The following is a 16,442-nucleotide window of genomic DNA, read 5'->3' on the forward strand; positions in this document are numbered from 1 at the left end:
TAGATCCTGACAAACACCGGACCGGCGGTAACCCCCGGGGCACCGTCCGCTCACCGGGTGAGCGGGTTCGCGGTCAGACCCGTCCCAGGTCCCGGGCGTCCACGTGCCCGAAGGTCGGCAGCGGCGCGTCCGCCCAGGCCGCGACCCGGCGCTGTGCGGCCCGCCGTCGCCCGGCGCGCAGCAGCCCGGACAGCTCCGCCACCCGTCCGGCGTGCAGGTCGGCGCGGGAGCGGGCGTACCCGGCGGCGGAGTCCTTGCTGACCATGAACGCCCAGTCGCTGGACAGGGCGTGCAGCGCCTGATCGGCGAGCAGGTCGGCCAGCGGGTCCCGGAGGGGGCCGGGCAGCGGGGCGGCGAGCAGGTCGGACTGGACCTCGGCGTTCCGCGCGACCAGGTCGGCGACCTGCGGCCCGGCCCAGACCCGCCAGTCCTTGCCCGAGCCCCAGGACGACTCCCGCAGGTCGACCGGGTCGCCGACCAGACCGTCGTCGACGGCGTCGCCGAGGGTGCGCACGGCGACCCCGGCCTCGGGCAGCCTGCGCAGCACCGCGGCCAGCCAGGCAGGTCCCTCGTGCCACCAGTGCCCGAACAGCTCGGTGTCGAACGCGGCGACGGTCAGAGCCGGGCGGCCGCGCTCGGCGCGCAGCGCGGTCAGCCGTGCGACGACGGTGTCGACGAAGTCGTCGGCGTCGCGGGAGACGGCGCGGGCCGCGAGCGCGGGGTCGTAGGGCCTCTTCCGATCGGTCGGTACCCGCCGTCCGGTGACCCGCGCCGGCTTGAGGCCGGACTCGTGGTCCCAGGTGTGGAAGTCGCGGTACTCGGCCGAGCCGGGGTAGCCCTTGCGGGGCGACCACACCCGGTAGGTGATCTCCAGGTCGCGGCCGACGCACACGACGTCGGAGGTCCCGACCGGCCGGGCGAACGCGGTGTCGCCGCGCAGCGCGGGGCCGTCGACGAGGAAGCGGCGCACCCCGGCGGCGGCGTAGTCGTGCTCCATCCCGGGTGCGAAGCCGCACTCGGGCGCCCAGATCCCGGCCGGTCGGGCGCCCAGGCGCAGGGCGTGGTCGTCGAGACCGGCGCGCAGCGAGAACGCCCGCACCCGCGGGTCGAGCAGCGGCTGGAACGGGTGCGCGGCCGGCCCGCCCAGCAGCTCGACGGCGCCGGAGTCGCGCAGACCGCGCAGCGCGGGCGACCCGCCGTGGCGCCAGTGCCGCTCGAACTCGGCCGTCGCCGCCGTCGACACCCGGTGCTCGTGCGCGGCCAGGTCCGGCAGCCGGCCCGCCGCCGAGTGCGCGCGCAGCGTCCACCCGCCGAGCCAGTCGTGCACCCCGCGCAGGCAGTGCGGGTCGTCGAGCTGCGCGGCCAGCACCGGCGTCACCCCGAGGGTGGCCAGGCCGGTGCGGCCCTCCTCGGCCAGCTCCCGCAGCGTCGCGACGACGGGCAGGTAGGAGTGCGCCCAGGACTGGTAGAGCCACTCCTCGCCGACCGGCCACCGGCCGTGCCGGGCCAGCAGCGGCAGGTGCGAGTGCAGGACGAGGCAGAACGTCCCGACGGGCGCGCCGCTCACGGCCGGGTCGCCGTGACCAGCAGGTCGAGCGAGGCGTCGAGGTCGGTGTGGTCGCCGGTGCGCAGCACGAAGTCCGAGCACCGGACTCCGGCGACGTCGACGGCCAGCGCCTGCGGCCACGGCTCCCCGGACAGCGCCAGCCGGGTCTGCGCCTCGATCAGGCCACCGTGGCGGGCGTCGAGCTCGCGCAGCCGCGGGCCGTGGTGCAGCCCCTGCACGACGACACGGCCGAACCCGGCGTCGTCGACCAGGCCGGCCAGCTCGCGCGGGTCGAGCTCGCGGGTGTGGAACGGGTTGAGCGGGGTGTCCCGACCGGGGGAGAAGGTGATCCGGTTCGGCGTCGACACCATGAGCCGCCCGCCGGGACGCAGCACCCGCCTGCACTCGCGCAGGAACCGCTCCTGCTCCCACAGGTGCTCGATGACCTGCAACGACACGACGACGTCGACGCTCCCGTCGGGCACCGGCAGCGCCACCAGGTTGGCCCGGGCCACGCCCACCCGCGGGTAGCGGGCCCGGACGTGGGCCACGGTCGTCGCGTCGTAGTCCAGCGCCAGCACCGAGCGGGCGGCCCCGGCGAGCAGGTCGGCGCCGTAGCCCTCGCCGCAGCCGGCCTCCAGCACGGCGACACCCGAGCAGTCGGCGGCGATGGCCGCGTAGACCACCTCGTGGCGGCGGAACCAGTAGTTCTCGTGGCTGATGCCCGGGACGGTGCGCTCTCCGGTGAGGGGCAGGCTGCTGGTCACCCACCGACTTCACCACGCCCGTCGGGGGGAGTTCGCACCGGTCCCCTCGCTTGCGCTACCGCTCGTCGACGTGGAGCAACGCAGTGTCACCACGGACGTCTGATGACGTGGAGCCCGACCGACATCCCGCCAGGCACGACGGAGGGGGACACATGACCGACATCGCGACCGACGAGGACACGGTGACGCTGACCATCACCGGCCGCAGCGGATCCTGGCTGGTGTCGGGTGTGCTCGGCCGGGAACCGCTGCCGCTCAAGGGGTTGGACGACGGCGCACTCGCCGAGATGCTGTGGGCGATGCTGCCGGTGGCACCGTCGGCGGCGCACGGGCCCGCGTACCCGGCCCCCGCGCCCGGTCGCCGTCACCCGGGCTGAGCCGCAGTCCGGTCGCGCACGTCCGGTTCGCGGTCGGCGCACGGTTCGTGCCGGTCGGCGTGCGGTCGGTCCCCGGACGGGTATCAACCGCCCACCGACGGGTATCCGCCGTACCCCGGGTCCGTGCGGGCCAGGGGTGACGCCGAGGGCGTCGTGCCGAGAGGAGCCCAGGATGAACGATCCGGCGGACGAGAACGAGACGCTGTCGCTCACCATCACCGGGCGGTCCGGGTCCTGGGTGGTGTCGGGTGTGCTCGGCGACGAGCCGGTCGAGCCGCGGGCGATGGACGACGAGGCACTCGGCGAGGTGCTGTCGATGGTCGTACCCGAGGAGGACCGCGTCCACGCCGAGCCCCCGCCCGGCCGCCGCGTGAGCTGAGCACAGGCGTCGGGGCTACAGCCGTCCCCGCAGCAGCGACGCCGCCAGCAGCGCCACCTCGACCTGCAGCCGGTCCTCCCCGACCGGGCGTCCGAGCAGCTCCTCGGCCTTGCGCACCCGGTAGTGGACCGTGTTCTTGTGCAGGTGCAGCCGGGCCGCGGCCTGGATGTAGCTGCCCCCGGCGGCCAGGAACACCCGCAGCGTCTCGCGCAGCTGGTCGGTGCCGGGCTCGTCGGCGGTCAGTCCGGACAGGGTCCGGGCGACCCAGCGGCGCAGGTCCTCGGACCGGTCGGTGAGCAGCGCGGCGACGGCGACGTCGTCGAACCGGACGACCGCGGGCCGGTCGTCGGCGGTCTCGGCGACGGCACGGGCCCGCTGCGCCTCGGCGAGCGAGCCGCGGAACCCGTCGATCCCGGCGGCCGACCCGCCGACGGCGATGCGTACCCCGGCCGGGAGCCGGTCGCGGAGCAGGCCGACGTCCAGCCGCACCTCGTCGGGCCCGGACAGCCACGCCCACAGCGTGCGGCTGTCCGCGAGCACCGTCAGCGGGGTCCGCCCGCACGCCTCGTAGAGCAGCCGGGCCCCGGCCTGCAGCGCGTGCCCGTCGGCGGGGCCGTCGCCGGACGCGGGGGTCCACACCAGCGCCGCGGTGTGCCGGCCCGTCACCGGGATCCCCAGCAGCTCCGAGGCGGCCGCGTCGGTCAGCGGGTCGGTGTCGAGCACCATCCGGACCCGGGTCGCCAGCCCCGCTCCGGACCGGGTGCTCCACCGCCGTCGCTCGGCTTCGTAGATGTCGATGAGCCCGGCGATGACCTCGTCGATGTAGCGGTTCGTGCGCCCGCTCAGCACCGACACCGCGTCGAGCACGTCCGGGTCCCCGTGGTGCGGCCCGGCCCGCAGCGCGTCCAGCGCCCACTGCGCGAACATCTGCTCGCCGAGCCGGTAGGCCCGCAGCAGCGCCTCCAGCGACAGGTCGTGCTGGGCGAACCGGCGGGCGTACTCGGCGGCCGCGGGCGGCACCGTGATGCGGTCCATCGGGATCGAGTGGACGAGCATGTCCATGATCGCGACGAGGTTCGCCGAGGTGCTCGCGACCATCAGCCTGCGCAGCGTCTCGTCGTGCCGGAACTCGGGGATCACCTCGACGAACCAGTCGGTCATCGCGGTCGTCAGCTCGGGCAGCCGGGCCTCGACGTCGCGGGCGACGGCCGCCACGACCTCGTCGACGTGGGCGGACACCCGCGCGACGCTAGCGGGTCGGCCGGGCCCCGGACCGGGGGGCACGTCCCGGTTGTGTCCCCGGCACAACCGGCCGCCCGCGATTCGTGATCGCCGTACATGGCGTCGGTCACACCCGGGGACCTACGTTTCCCCGACACCGATCCCGACGGCGGCCGGCGTACCCGCGCAGCGCCCGGCACCCGTCCCCGGCACCCACCGACCTCCCGCGGACCCGCACGGTCCGGCGGGGGAGCCGTCCTGCCCGGACACCGCCCGCGGACGGCCACCGAACCTTCCACCGGAGAGGACCGCACGATGGGGTTCAAGACGGGGGACTTCCCCCCGGTCGATCTCGACACCTTCCTCGACAGGCCGTTGTTCGAGCGGACCAAGGCGCTCGCCCTGCACTGGACGCAGTACGGCTTCGGGTCGCCGAAGATGATCCCGACGACCTACGTCGTGAAGCTGCTCGTCCTCTACGGCGTCATCGGGACCGCGCTGATCACCTGGACCTCCGGCGTCGGCCCGTTCTGGGACGTGTCGGGCTGGTGGGACCAGCCGGTCGTCTACCAGAAGCTGGTGCTCTGGACGGTGCTGCTGGAGGTCGTCGGCGTCGCCGGGTCCTGGGGGCCGATCGCGGGCAAGTTCAGGCCGATGACGGGCGGCATCCTGTTCTGGGCCCGCCCCGGCACCATCCGGCTCCGCCCGTGGAAGGCCGTCCCCGGTACCGACGGCGACACCCGCACCCTGTTCGACGTCGTCCTCTACCTGGGCCTCGTCGCCTCGCTGCTGACCGCGGTGGTGCTGCCCGGCGTGCCGAGCGCGTCGCTGTCGGCGGTGCTGCCCGACAACACCTCCGGGCTGGTCGCGCCCTGGCTGATGATCGCCCCGATCGTGCTGCTGGTCCTGTGCGGCCTGCGCGACAAGACGATCTTCCTGGCCGCCCGCGGCGAGCAGTACCTGCCCGCGATGGTGTTCTTCGGGACGCTGCCGTTCGTCGACGTGATCGTCGCGGCGAAACTGCTGATCTGCATGGTGTGGATCGGTGCGGGCGTGTCGAAGTTCGGCAGGCACTTCACCAACGTCATCCCGCCGATGGTGTCCAACAGCCCCTGCATCCCCTCGAAGTGGATCAAGCGGGCGCACTACCGGGACGCGTTGTCGGGCGACCTGCGGCCCTCGCGGCTCGCGACGTTCATGGCGCACGTCGGCGGCACGACGGTGGAGATCATCACCCCGCTGGTGCTGCTGTTCTCGACCGACCACCGGCTGACCCTGGCCGGTGTGGTGCTCATGGTGGTGTTCCACCTCTTCATCACCTCGACGTTCCCGCTCGCGGTGCCACTGGAGTGGAACATCCTGTTCGGCTACCTGGCGGTCTTCCTGTTCCTCGGCTTCCCCAACGGCGACGGCTTCGGCGTCGGGGACATGTCCTCCCCGGTGCTGACCGTCGCGATCGTGGCCTGCCTGGCGTTCTTCCCGGTGCTGGGCAATCTGCGACCCGACCTGGTGTCGTTCCTGCCGTCGATGCGCCAGTACGCCGGCAACTGGGCGTCGGCGCTGTGGACGTTCACCCCCGGCGCGGAGCAGAAGCTGAACCGGCTGCCGCACCGGCCCACCACCAACCAGGTCGACCAGCTGCAGGCACTGGGCTACCCGCCGGCGGTCGCCGAGGTCACCATGCAGCAGACGATCGCCTGGCGGTCGATGCACTCCCAGGGCCGCGGCCTGTTCTCGGTCCTGGCCGCCCGGCTCGACGACCTGGACTCCCGCACCGTCCGCGAGGCCGAGTTCGGCTGCAACTCCGTCATCGGGTTCAACTTCGGCGACGGCCACCTGCACGACGCCCAGCTCATCGCCGCCCTGCAGAAGCGGATCGGGTTCGCGCCCGGCGAGTTCGTCGTCTGCTGGGTGGAGTCCCAGGCCATCCACTCGTCGGTGCAGCACTACCAGCTGATCGACGCCGCCCTCGGCGTGGTCGAGCGCGGGTACTGGAAGGTCGCCGACGCCGTCGCCGAGCAGCCGTGGCTGCCGAACGGGCCGATCCCGCTGACCGTCACCTGGCGCGCCCCGCAGCGGGCGACGGCCGGCGACGGCGTCGAGGCCCCGGCCCCCTGAGACCCGGCGGGACGGGCGGAGACACCGCAGCCCGCCCGTCCCGCCGGACCGACACCGCACGACGAGAGGGACACGACATGGGAGACGCACTGGACGGCCGCGTCGCGCTCGTCACCGGCGCGGGCAAGGGCCTCGGCCGGGCGATCGCCCGGCGCTTCGCCGAGGAGGGGGCGACCGTCGTCGTCTCCGACATCGACGGCGACGCCGCGCGGCGCACGGCGCAGGAGATCCCGGACGCCACGCACCTGTCCTGCGACGTCCGCGACGAGGAGCAGGTCCAGGAGCTCGTCGCGCACACCGTCGAACGGCACGGCGGGCTGCACGTCCTCGTCCCCAACGCCGGGGTCGGGCGCCCGCAGCCGCTGCTGGAGATGAGTCTCGCCGACTGGCGGGAGGTCACCTCGGTCAACCTCGACGGTGTCTTCCTGTCGATCCGCTACGCCGCGCCCGCGATCATCGCCTCCGGTGGCGGCACGATCGTCACGCTCGCCTCGGTCACGGCGACGGCGGGCTCCCCGCTGATCGGGCACTACGCCGCGGCCAAGGCCGGCGTGGTCAACCTGACCAGGACCGCGGCGACCGAGCTGCGGCCGTACGGTGTGCGGGTCAACGCGTTGCTGCCGGGCTTCGTCGACACCGACCTGGTGACGTCGGCCCGGCCCGGCTTCGAGGCCGCCCTCGGCCTGCCCGCCGGTGGCTTCGACGGGCTGATCGAGCAGAAGCAGGGCGGCTACGGCACCCCCGACGACGTCGCGGAGGCCGCGCTCTTCTTCGCGAGCGACCGGTCCCGCTTCTGCACCGGCAGCGGGCTCGTCCTCGACGGCGGCCTCGACGCGTCGCTGCTCTGACCCGGTACCCCAGGAGGACGCCATGACCACCGCGACCGTCGTCGGATCCGGGCCGAACGGGCTGGTGGCCGCGGCCCTGCTGGCCCGCGCCGGGGTGGCGGTGACCGTGCTGGAGGCCGCCGACGAGATCGGTGGCGGCACCCGCACGGTGGAGGCGATCGTCCCGGGGCTGCTGGTCGACCACTGCTCGGCGGTGCACCCGATGGCCGTCGGCTCGCCGGTGCTCGAGGAGCTGGGCCTGGACCGGTACGGGCTGCGGTGGCGGCTGCCGGAGGTCGACTGCGCCCACCCCCTCGACGGCGGCGACGCCGGCGTCCTGGTCCGCTCGGTCGCCGGCACCGCGGCCGGCCTCGGGGCGGACGGCGCGCTGTGGCGTGCGCTGTTCACCGGACCGGTGCGCGACTACGACACCTTCTCCCCGGACTTCCTCGGCCCGCTGGTGCGGATCCCGCGCCACCCGCTGCTGCTGGCCCGGTTCGGTGCTCCCACCGTGCTCCCGGCGGAGGTGCTGGCCAGGGCGTTCCGCACCGAGCGCGGACGGGCGCTGTTCCTGGGGTCGGCGTCGCACGCGTTCCGGCCGCTGAACCGGCCGCTGTCCTCGGCGATCGGGCTCGGCCTGTTCACCGCCGGGCACCGGCACGGCTGGGGCGTCGCCGAGGGCGGGTCGCGGGCGATCTCCGACGCGCTCGCCGCGGTGCTCGCCGAGCACGGGGCGAAGGTCGAGACCGGGGTGCACGTGCGGACGGCGGACGAGCTGCCGCCGTCGGACGTCGTGGTGTGGGACGTCGGCCCGGACCGGCTGCCCGCCCTGCTGGGGGACCGGCTGCCGGCACGGGTCGCGCGGGCCTACCGGCGCTTCCGCCACGGCCCGGCCGCGTTCAAGGTCGACTACGCGGTGGCGGGCGGCGTGCCCTGGACACACCCCGACGCGCGACGGGCCGGGACGCTGCACGTCGTCGGGTCGGCGGCGGAGAACGCACTCGTCGAGCGCGAGGTGCACGCGGGCCGGATGCCGGAGCGGCCGTTCGTCCTGGTCGGGCAGCAGTACCTGGCCGACCCGTCCCGGTCGGCGGGCGACGTCCACCCCGTGTGGGCCTACGCGCACGTCCCCCGCGGGTACACCGGCGACGCCACCGAGGCGGTCACCGCGCAGATCGAACGGTTCGCGCCCGGGTTCCGGGACCGGGTCGTGGGCACGATGGTCACCGACCCGGCCGCGTTCGCGGGCAACCCGAACTTCGTCGGCGGGAACATCCTGACCGGGTCCAAGGACCTGCGGCAGCTGCTGCTCGGGCCGCGCACGACGCTGCAGCCCTACGACACGGGGGCGCCGGGCCACTTCCTCTGCTCGGCCGCGACGCCACCCGGCCCGGGTGCGCACGGGATGTGCGGCGCGCACGCCGCGCGTCGCGCGCTCGCCCACCTGGGCCGCTGAGGGCGGCTCAGACGGGTTCGGGCTCCCCGCTGACGGCCACCACCCCGCCGATGTCCTGGCGCAGCCACGCCAGCAGCGTCGCGTCCTCCAGGGTCAGCGGGACCTCCGGCCCGCCCCACCCCAGACGGGTGGTCGGCCGGTGGACCAGCGCGTCCTCCAGCATCGCGGCCAGACCGTCGGTGGCCCGGACGGTGCGACCGCCGTGCTCCACGGTCCGGCTGCCCGGTACGTCCTCGTCGGCGTGCGGCCCCGTGCTGAGCACGTAGCCGGTCCCCAGACGGTCGTCGAACCCCGTCACCTGCACGACGGCTCCCTCCTGCCGAGTGCGCGAGGTGCCGACGGTAGCGAAACCGGACCCCCGATCAGGGGTTGCGGCGTGTGACCTCGTGCGCGCACCAGGTGAGGAGGGCCGCGCGTGAGTACGGTCACGACCTGCCCCGGTTTGCCGGGACGCTACTCGTTGGTAACAATGAACGTCACAGTGGCACGGCGTGCCATTACGGCACCAGCAATGGCAGAGTCACCGGCTACGACGGGCGCGACGCCGCGGCCCACCCCCGCTCCGACCAGAGCGCGCGGCGCAGCACCGTCACGGTGACGCGAGACGATCCGGCCCCGGGACGACCGGGACGGGACGCGACGAAGGACGACGCGGTGTGCGCGTGGGCGCAGGCCGCCGCGGCAGGAGGTCGAAGAGGTCCTATGAAGATCGTGACCCTGGTGAAGCAGGTGGCCGACACCTACTCGGAGCGGAAGCTGTCCGACTCCGACCACACCCTCGACCGTGAGGGTGCCGAGGCGGTGATCGACGAGATCAACGAGCGCGCGGTGGAGCAGGCTCTGCTGCTGAAGGAGGCGCACGACGGCTCCGAGGTCGTCGTCGTGAGCATGGGCCCGGACCGGGCCACCGACGCGATCCGCAAGGCCCTGTCGATGGGCGCGGACTCCGCGGTGCACCTGTCCGACGAGGCCATCCACGGCTCGTGCGCGGTGCAGACCGCGAAGGCGCTGACGAAGCTGATCGGCACCGTCGACGGCTGGGACATGGTCATCGCGGGCAACTCGGCGTCCGACGGCCAGATCGGCGCGGTCCCGGCGATGATCGCCGAGCTGCTCGGCGTGCCGTCGCTGACCCACGCCAACGAGCTCTCGGTCGAGGGCACCACGGTGAAGGCCAAGCGGGAGACCGACGAGGGCGTCACCCACCTGACCGCGGAGCTTCCGGTCGTGGTGTCGATCGGGGAGAAGTCCAACGAGCCGCGCTACCCCTCGTTCAAGGGGATCATGGCGGCGAAGAAGAAGCCGGTGCAGACCCTGGACCTGGCCGGTGCCGGGATCGACGCCTCCGAGGTCGGTCTGGCCAACGCCCTGACCTCGGTCGTCTCCGCGTCGCCGAAGCCGCCGAAGCAGGCCGGCGAGAAGGTCACCGACGAGGGCGATGGCGGCGCGAGGATCGCCGAGTTCCTGGTCGGCCAGAAGCTGATCTGACCCCGGTTCTTCCTGGCTTCCCTCTTCGTTTGGAGATAGAGACTCATGGCTGAGGTTCTGGTCCTCGTCGACCACGTCGACGGCGACATCAAGAAGACCACCTACGAGCTGCTGACCGCCGCCCGCGCGCTGGGCGAGCCGTCGGCGGTCGTCGTCGGTCCCGCGGGCACCGCGGACAAGCTGGCCGACGGCCTGACCGAGCACGGCGCCGAGAAGATCTACGTCGCCGAGACCGACTCCACCGACTTCCTCTCCCCGGAGACGACGGTCCTGGAGTCGCTCATCGGGTCGGCGTCCCCGGCCGCGGTGCTGCTCGCGGCCACCGGCAACGGCAAGGAGGTCGCCGGTCGGCTCGCCGTCCGGACGAACTCCGGGCTGCTGTCCGACGTCGTCGGCGTCTCGGCCGACGGTGTGTCGCACTCGATCTTCGGTGGTGCCTACACCGCCGAGGCGAAGTCGAACACCGAGCACCCGGTCATCACCGTGCGTCCGGGCTCGATCGAGATCGAGGCCGCCGCCGGTGCGGGTGCCCGCGAGACCGTCGAGGTCCCGGCCCCGTCCGGGCGTGCCGCGACCGTGACCGGCCGCGAGCCGATCCAGGGCGGGTCCCGTCCGGAGCTGACCGAGGCGACCGTGATCGTCTCCGGTGGGCGCGGCGTGGGCTCGGCCGACGACTTCACCGTCGTCGAGGGCCTGGCGGACTCCCTCGGTGCCGCCGTCGGTGCCTCGCGCGCCGCGGTCGACTCCGGCTACTACCCGCCGCAGTTCCAGGTCGGCCAGACCGGCAAGTCGGTCTCGCCGCAGCTCTACATCGCCCTCGGCATCTCCGGCGCGATCCAGCACCGCGCCGGCATGCAGACGTCGAAGACGATCGTCGCGGTGAACAAGGACGAGGAGGCGCCGATCTTCGAGATCGCCGACTTCGGCATCGTCGGCGACCTGTTCAAGGTCGCGCCGCAGCTGCAGGAGGAAGTGGCCAAGCGCAAGGGCTGACCCCTTCCGGTCCTCCACCGCGTCGACGCCCGGGTGCCGCCTGCACCCGGGCGTCGTCGTGTGTGCGGGGCCCGTTCACCCGCTTCTGCCTGCGACGACACCTGTCCGGGTCCGTTCACCCCGACGCCACCGACGTGTCGGTCCGCAACCGCTCGGGTGTCGCACCCGGCCGGTACCAAGCCGGGTGTGAACCAGGTGATCGTCTCGACCCCGGAGACCGCGGCCCGGCGGTACTCCCTGCTCCTCACGACCGACGACGGCGACGTCGCCGCGGCACAGGCGCTGCGGCACCGGGTGTTCGCGGGTGAGCTGGGCGCCCGGCTCGACAGCCCCGTCCCCGGCCGCGACGTCGACCGCTTCGACGCCCACTGCGACCACCTCGTGGTCCGCGAGGACGCCACGGGCGAGATCGTCGGCACCTACCGGATGCTCCCGCCGCAGCGGGCGCGCGCCGCGGGCGGCCTCTACGCCGACGGCGAGTTCGACCTCACCAACCTCGACCCGCTGCGCCCCGGCATCGTCGAGACCGGGCGCTCCTGCGTGCACCCCGACCACCGCGGCGGCGCCGTCGTCGGGCTGGTGTGGGCCGGGCTCGCCCGCTACATGCTGCTCACCGGGCACCGCTGGCTGATCGGCTGCGCCAGCGTCTCCCTCGCCGACGGCGGCACCCAGGCCGCCGCGGTCTGGGACCGGGTCCGCGCGAAGCACCTCGCGCCCGAGGAGTACCGCACCGTCCCGCGCCGTCCCTGGGACCCGACCGGCGCCCCCGCGGGCCGGGGCGGCGGCATCCCGCCGCTGCTGCGCGGCTACCTGCGCCTGAACACCTGGGTGTGCGGGCCGCCTGCGCACGACCCGGAGTTCGGTGTCGCGGACTTCCCGGTGCTGCTGGGGATGGACCACATCGACCAGCGCTACCTGCGCTTCTTCCTGGGCGAGGACGCCGCCGGGGTGACGGGCGCATGACCCTCGCCGCCGGGCCGGAGGGCGACGCCGGCGCGCCCCTCCGCCCGCGCCGCCGGTTCCGGCCGCGCGGCCGTGCCTCCACCGTCCCCGTCCCGTCCGCCGGGGCCGCGGTGCTGTCGTCCGCTCCGCCGGGAGCCCCGGCCGCCCCGGTCGTCCCGGCTGTCGTGGGGGACCCCCGTGGCGCCGTGCACCACCCGGCCCGCGCCGCCCTGCGGACCCCGGTGCACCCGCTCGTCGACCACCCCACGCACCCGCCGGCACCGCCCGCGTCGCGGCGTCCCGGCGGGCCGTGGGCGGCATGGTCGCCGTGCACCCCGCAGGAGTGCCTGCCCCCGCGCGCGACGACCGGCACGCTGCGCCTGGCCCGCCGTACCGCGGCACTGCTCTCGGTGCTGGCGGTGGCCGTGACCGTCGTGCCGGCCGCCGCGCTGCTCGGCGCCCGCGTGCTGGACCCGGTCCTGCGGGCGCTGCACCGCGCGGTGCTCCGCGCCGCCGGGGTCCGGCTCGTCGTGCGCGGTGGGCCGCTCGCGCCCGCGGACGGGCGGGGCGCGCTGGTCGTGGCCGACCACACGTCGTGGATCGACATCCCGGCGCTCGGTGCGATCGGCCCGGTCACCATGCTCGCCAAGCGGGAGGTCCGGGACTGGCCGCTGATCGGCGCGCTCGCGGCCCGCATCGGGACCCTGTTCGTACACCGCGAGGGACTGTCCCGACTCCCCGGCACCGTCGCGACCTGCGCCGACGCGCTGCGGGACGGCACGCTGGTCGGTGTCTTCCCCGAGGCGACGACGTGGTGCGGCGCGATCTCCGGGGACTACCGGCGCGCCCCGTTCCAGGCCGCGATCGACGCGGGTGCCCCGGTCCGGCCGGTCACCGTCGCGATCACCACCCCGGACGGCCGGCCGACGACGGCCGCCGCGTTCGTCGGCGAGCAGACCCTCGGTGACACCGTCGGACGGGTGCTGCGGCTGCCCGGCCTGGTCTGCGAGGTCACCGTGGGCGAGCTCGTCGAGCCGGGCCCGCACACCGACCGGCGCGCGCTGGCCGCCCGTGCCCGCGACCGGGTCCGTCACCCGCGACCGGTCACGACCGCCACGGCCGTGTGAGACGGACGGTCGTCCACGACGGGTTCGGCACGCACCGCTGTCACGACGGGGTCTACCCTGGTGGCCGATGACGTACCTGGACCACGCGGCGACCACACCGATGCTGCCCGCTGCCGTCGCCGCCATGAGCGACGCGCTCGGCCGCACCGGCAACGCGTCGTCGCTGCACTCGTCGGGCCGCCGCGCCCGGCGCGCGGTCGAGGAGGGGCGCGAGCGGATCGCCGAGGCGGTCGGCGCGCGCCCGTCCGAGGTCGTGTTCACGACCGGCGGCACCGAGAGCGACAACCTCGCGGTCAAGGGCCTGTTCTGGGCCCGCCGGGCCGCGGACCCGCGCCGCACCCGGGTGCTGGTCTCGGCCGTCGAGCACCACGCGGTCGTCGACGCGGCGGAGTGGCTGGCCACCCACGAGGGCGCCCGGCTGCGGATGCTCGAGGTCGACGCGACCGGCCGCGTCCACCCGGAGACGCTGCGCGCCGCGCTCGCCGAGGACCCCGACGGGAACGCCCTGGTCTCGGTCATGTGGGCCAACAACGAGGTCGGCACCGTCAACCCGGTGCGCGAGCTCGCCGCCGTCGCCCACGAGTTCGGGGTGCCGTTCCACACCGACGCCGTGCAGGCCGTCGGCGTCCTCGACGTCGACTTCGCCGCGAGCGGCGCCGACGCCCTCACCCTCACCGGGCACAAGCTCGGCGGCCCCTACGGCGCGGGCGCGCTGCTGCTCGGCCGCGAGGTCACCTGCACCCCGTTGCTGCACGGCGGCGGCCAGGAACGCGACGTCCGCTCCGGCACCCTGGACGTGCCGTCGCTGGCCGGGCTGGCGACGGCCGTCGTCGAGTCGGTGGCCGCCGCGCCGCGCCGCCGCGTGCACCTGGCCGGGCTGCGCGACGAGCTGGTCCGCGTCGTGCGCACCGAGGTGCCCGACGCGGTCCTGAACGGCGACACCCCCGACTCCCGGGTCGACGGCGGTCCCGGCAGGCTGCCCGGCAACGCGCACCTGTCGTTCCCCGGCTGCGAGGGCGACAGCCTGCTCATGCTGCTCGACGCCCACGGCATCGACTGCTCGACCGGCTCGGCCTGCACCGCGGGCGTCGCCCAGCCCAGCCACGTGCTGCTGGCGATGGGCGCCGACGAGTGCACCGCCCGCGGGTCGCTGCGCTTCTCCCTGGGGCACACCAGCACCTCCGCCGACGTGGCCGCGGTCGCCGGGGCCATCGGGTCGGTCGTGGAGCGCGCCCGCAACGCGAGCCGTCGCACCCCCGCCTCGGTCACGGGCTGAGCCGTGCGGGTCCTCGCTGCGATGAGCGGCGGCGTCGACTCCGCGGTGGCCGCCGCGCGGGCGGTCGCCGCCGGGCACGACGTCGTCGGGGTGCACCTCGCGCTGTCGCGCACCCGGGACGCCATGCGCTCCGGGTCACGGGGCTGCTGTTCCAAGGAGGACGCGGGCGACGCCGCCCGCGCCGCCGACGTCCTCGGCATCCCGTACTACGTCTGGGACCTGTCCGAGGAGTTCACCCGCGACGTCGTGGACGACTTCGTCGCCGCCTACGCCGCCGGGGAGACCCCGAACCCCTGCCTGCGCTGCAACGAGAAGATCAAGTTCGCGGCCGTGCTGGACCGGGCGCTCGCCCTCGGCTTCGACGCCGTCTGCACCGGTCACTACGCGCGGCTGGACCCGGCCGGGCCGGTACTGCGCCGCTCGGCCGACGCGGGCAAGGACCAGTCCTACGTCCTGGCGGTGCTGCGCGCCGACCAGTTGCGGCACGCGATGTTCCCGGTCGGCGACACCCCCAAGCCGGAGATCCGGGCCGAGGCCGCCCGGCTCGGGCTGCGCGTCGCCGGGAAGCCCGACAGCCACGACATCTGCTTCATCCCCACCGGCGACACCCGCGGCTTCCTGGCCGACCGCCTGGGCACCACTCCCGGCGCGCTGGTCGACGCCGCCTCCGGCGAGACCCTCGGCACCCACGACGGCGTGCACGGCTTCACCGTCGGGCAGCGCAAGGGCCTCGGGATCGACCGGCCGGCCGCCGACGGCCGCCCCCGCTACGTGCTCGGCATCGAGCCGGTCAGCGGCACCGTGCGGGTCGGGCCGGAGACCGCGCTCGACGTCACCGCGATCACCGCGCGCACCCCCGTGTGGACCTCGGGCTCGGCGCCGGACGCACCGTTCGGCTGCGTCGTGCAGGTCCGCGCGCACGGCGGCACCGCACCCGCCACCGTCACCCCGCTCGACTCCGCCGTGCAGGTGGAGCTGTCCGAACCGCTGCGCGGTGTCGCCCCGGGGCAGGCCGTCGCCTTCTACCGCCCCGACGACGACGGCGACGTCGTCCTGGGGTCGGCGACGATCACCGGGACGGCCTGACCGAGGTCGCCCGGCGGCGCCTGACCGGCCCCGGGCCCGTCCGGTCGCGGCCACCCCGACCCGCCTCCGCCTGATCGCGGCAGCCCGGGCCGGGACCGCGTGAACGGGGACCGGGCCCGGCCGGCCGCGGCCGCCGGCCCCGGAGCCCACCGCGCCCGCCGGCGCCGTGAGCGCCCTGATCCAGGATCGCCTCTGCGCCGAGATGCACTCCAGCGGGCTGCGCGGAGCCGTTCGAGCCCGCTGACCTGCATCTCGGCGCAACCCGCCCTGCTGCACCGACTGCAACGAGAGCACTGCTCTTGCTTTCGTGCGAGGAATGGCGAACACTGCTCTCATGACGAACCAGCGCTCTCAGGGCCACTACCTCGCCCCCGGCCGCATCACCCGCCGGGTGATGAACCCCCTGGTCGCCGGGCTGACCCGGCTCGGCCTCCCGCTCGCCGGCTCCGCGGTGCTCGGCGTCCGCGGCCGCCGCTCCGGCGAGGTCCGCACCACGCCGGTCAACCCGCTGCGCCACGACGGCGCCCGCTACCTCGTCGCCGCGCGCGGCGAGACCCAGTGGGTGCGCAACCTGCGCGTCGCGGGGGAGGCGGAGCTGACCGTCGGCCGTCGCACCGAGCGGGTGGCCGCGACCGAGCTGACCGAGCCGGCCGCCGTCGTCCCGGTGCTGCGGGAGTACCTGCGTCGCTGGGCCTGGGAGGTCGGGGCCTTCTTCGACGGCGTCGACGCCTCCTCGTCGGACGCCGAGCTCGCCGCCGTCGCCCACCGCCACCCGATCTTCGTCCTGGCCGCATGATCCTTCTCTGCGGAGCCGGGAGCGCCCCCTCGGTCGCCGTGGG

The 16,442-nt window shown here is 74.8% G+C and carries 16 protein-coding genes; 12 read left to right on the forward strand and 4 right to left on the reverse strand.

The features are described 5' to 3' along the window. Positions 1 to 73 precede the first annotated feature (73 nt). Both KPF22_RS07890 and KPF22_RS07895 read right to left on the reverse strand, forming a co-directional pair. Entirely contained in the window at positions 74 to 1,567 is a 1,494-nt protein-coding gene (locus KPF22_RS07890) for a glycoside hydrolase family 57 protein (RefSeq protein ID WP_208822547.1), read from the reverse strand. Further along, positions 1,564 to 2,313, reverse strand: coding sequence for a bifunctional 2-polyprenyl-6-hydroxyphenol methylase/3-demethylubiquinol 3-O-methyltransferase UbiG (locus tag KPF22_RS07895; protein ID WP_224401607.1), 750 nt, complete (start codon positions 2,311 to 2,313; stop codon positions 1,564 to 1,566). The genes KPF22_RS07890 and KPF22_RS07895 overlap by 4 nt, the downstream gene beginning before the upstream one ends. Positions 2,314 to 2,465: 152 nt before the next feature. Here KPF22_RS07895 and KPF22_RS07900 point away from each other — a divergent pair, with 152 nt between their 5' ends. Together KPF22_RS07900 and KPF22_RS07905 are read left to right on the forward strand one after the other, a co-directional pair. After that, positions 2,466 to 2,690: a hypothetical protein gene (locus KPF22_RS07900; RefSeq protein ID WP_062397238.1), complete on the forward strand. Its 225-nt coding sequence runs from the start codon at positions 2,466 to 2,468 to the stop codon at positions 2,688 to 2,690. Positions 2,691 to 2,862: 172 nt separating this feature from the next. Further along, positions 2,863 to 3,069: a hypothetical protein gene (locus tag KPF22_RS07905; RefSeq protein WP_062397236.1), complete on the forward strand. Its 207-nt coding sequence runs from the start codon at positions 2,863 to 2,865 to the stop codon at positions 3,067 to 3,069. 15 nt (positions 3,070 to 3,084) lie between these two features. Here KPF22_RS07905 and KPF22_RS07910 read toward each other — a convergent pair whose 3' ends face one another. Beyond that, the gene (locus tag KPF22_RS07910; protein ID WP_224401608.1) at positions 3,085 to 4,308 is read right to left on the reverse strand and encodes a CdaR family transcriptional regulator; all 1,224 of its coding nucleotides are present in this window, start codon (positions 4,306 to 4,308) and stop codon (positions 3,085 to 3,087) included. A 297-nt stretch (positions 4,309 to 4,605) separates the two neighbouring features. Between KPF22_RS07910 and KPF22_RS07915 the strand changes: the two genes are divergently transcribed. From KPF22_RS07915 to KPF22_RS07925, 3 genes are all read left to right on the forward strand, one after another. After that, positions 4,606 to 6,408, forward strand: coding sequence for a DUF3556 domain-containing protein (locus KPF22_RS07915; protein WP_224401609.1), 1,803 nt, complete (start codon positions 4,606 to 4,608; stop codon positions 6,406 to 6,408). Between the two features lie 77 nt (positions 6,409 to 6,485). After that, positions 6,486 to 7,256, forward strand: coding sequence for an SDR family NAD(P)-dependent oxidoreductase (locus KPF22_RS07920; RefSeq protein WP_073578461.1), 771 nt, complete (start codon positions 6,486 to 6,488; stop codon positions 7,254 to 7,256). 22 nt (positions 7,257 to 7,278) lie between these two features. Further along, positions 7,279 to 8,691 carry an NAD(P)/FAD-dependent oxidoreductase gene (locus KPF22_RS07925; protein WP_208822555.1) on the forward strand — a complete coding sequence of 471 codons (1,413 nt, stop codon included), beginning with the start codon at positions 7,279 to 7,281 and terminating at the stop codon, positions 8,689 to 8,691. 7 nt (positions 8,692 to 8,698) lie between these two features. Here the strand turns inward: KPF22_RS07925 and KPF22_RS07930 are convergent, their stop codons facing one another. Then, on the reverse strand, positions 8,699 to 8,995 hold the full coding sequence (locus KPF22_RS07930; RefSeq protein WP_062397226.1) for a hypothetical protein: 297 nt from the start codon (positions 8,993 to 8,995) through the stop codon (positions 8,699 to 8,701). 398 nt (positions 8,996 to 9,393) lie between these two features. On the opposite strand from KPF22_RS07930, the gene KPF22_RS07935 reads away from it, so the two are divergent. From KPF22_RS07935 to KPF22_RS07965, 7 genes are all read left to right on the forward strand, one after another. Continuing rightward, entirely contained in the window at positions 9,394 to 10,179 is a 786-nt protein-coding gene (locus KPF22_RS07935; RefSeq protein ID WP_224401610.1) for an electron transfer flavoprotein subunit beta/FixA family protein, read from the forward strand. Positions 10,180 to 10,224: 45 nt separating this feature from the next. After that, a complete protein-coding gene (locus KPF22_RS07940; protein ID WP_224401611.1) occupies positions 10,225 to 11,172 on the forward strand; it encodes an electron transfer flavoprotein subunit alpha/FixB family protein in 948 nt (315 codons plus the stop codon). A gap of 186 nt (positions 11,173 to 11,358) precedes the next feature. Then, positions 11,359 to 12,135, forward strand: coding sequence for a GNAT family N-acetyltransferase (locus tag KPF22_RS07945; protein WP_374107467.1), 777 nt, complete (start codon positions 11,359 to 11,361; stop codon positions 12,133 to 12,135). Then, entirely contained in the window at positions 12,132 to 13,241 is a 1,110-nt protein-coding gene (locus KPF22_RS07950) for a 1-acyl-sn-glycerol-3-phosphate acyltransferase (RefSeq protein ID WP_224401612.1), read from the forward strand. The genes KPF22_RS07945 and KPF22_RS07950 overlap by 4 nt, the downstream gene beginning before the upstream one ends. A 67-nt stretch (positions 13,242 to 13,308) precedes the next feature. Further along, positions 13,309 to 14,517, forward strand: coding sequence for a cysteine desulfurase family protein (locus tag KPF22_RS07955; RefSeq protein ID WP_208822566.1), 1,209 nt, complete (start codon positions 13,309 to 13,311; stop codon positions 14,515 to 14,517). A gap of 3 nt (positions 14,518 to 14,520) precedes the next feature. Beyond that, the gene (mnmA, locus tag KPF22_RS07960; protein ID WP_224401613.1) at positions 14,521 to 15,603 is read left to right on the forward strand and encodes a tRNA 2-thiouridine(34) synthase MnmA; all 1,083 of its coding nucleotides are present in this window, start codon (positions 14,521 to 14,523) and stop codon (positions 15,601 to 15,603) included. Between the two features lie 334 nt (positions 15,604 to 15,937). Next, on the forward strand, positions 15,938 to 16,399 hold the full coding sequence (locus KPF22_RS07965; protein ID WP_224401614.1) for a nitroreductase family deazaflavin-dependent oxidoreductase: 462 nt from the start codon (positions 15,938 to 15,940) through the stop codon (positions 16,397 to 16,399). Positions 16,400 to 16,442: the final 43 nt, after the last annotated feature.

The organism is Pseudonocardia sp. ICBG1034 (assembly GCF_020131375.1).
GTDB classification, from domain to species: Bacteria; Actinomycetota; Actinomycetes; order Mycobacteriales; family Pseudonocardiaceae; genus Pseudonocardia; species Pseudonocardia alni.

Excerpts from the sequence above, each read along its gene's own strand:
- KPF22_RS07965 (WP_224401614.1), top strand. The coding sequence starts at position 15,938 with ATGACGAACCAGCGCTCTCAGGGCCACTACCTCGCCCCCGGCCGCATC.
- KPF22_RS07955 (WP_208822566.1), top strand. The coding sequence starts at position 13,309 with ATGACGTACCTGGACCACGCGGCGACCACACCGATGCTGCCCGCTGCC.
- KPF22_RS07925 (WP_208822555.1), top strand. The coding sequence starts at position 7,279 with ATGACCACCGCGACCGTCGTCGGATCCGGGCCGAACGGGCTGGTGGCC.
- KPF22_RS07940 (WP_224401611.1), top strand. The coding sequence starts at position 10,225 with ATGGCTGAGGTTCTGGTCCTCGTCGACCACGTCGACGGCGACATCAAG.
- KPF22_RS07900 (WP_062397238.1), top strand. The coding sequence starts at position 2,466 with ATGACCGACATCGCGACCGACGAGGACACGGTGACGCTGACCATCACC.
- KPF22_RS07950 (WP_224401612.1), top strand. The coding sequence starts at position 12,132 with ATGACCCTCGCCGCCGGGCCGGAGGGCGACGCCGGCGCGCCCCTCCGC.
- KPF22_RS07915 (WP_224401609.1), top strand. The coding sequence starts at position 4,606 with ATGGGGTTCAAGACGGGGGACTTCCCCCCGGTCGATCTCGACACCTTC.
- KPF22_RS07905 (WP_062397236.1), top strand. The coding sequence starts at position 2,863 with ATGAACGATCCGGCGGACGAGAACGAGACGCTGTCGCTCACCATCACC.
- KPF22_RS07935 (WP_224401610.1), top strand. The coding sequence starts at position 9,394 with ATGAAGATCGTGACCCTGGTGAAGCAGGTGGCCGACACCTACTCGGAG.
- KPF22_RS07920 (WP_073578461.1), top strand. The coding sequence starts at position 6,486 with ATGGGAGACGCACTGGACGGCCGCGTCGCGCTCGTCACCGGCGCGGGC.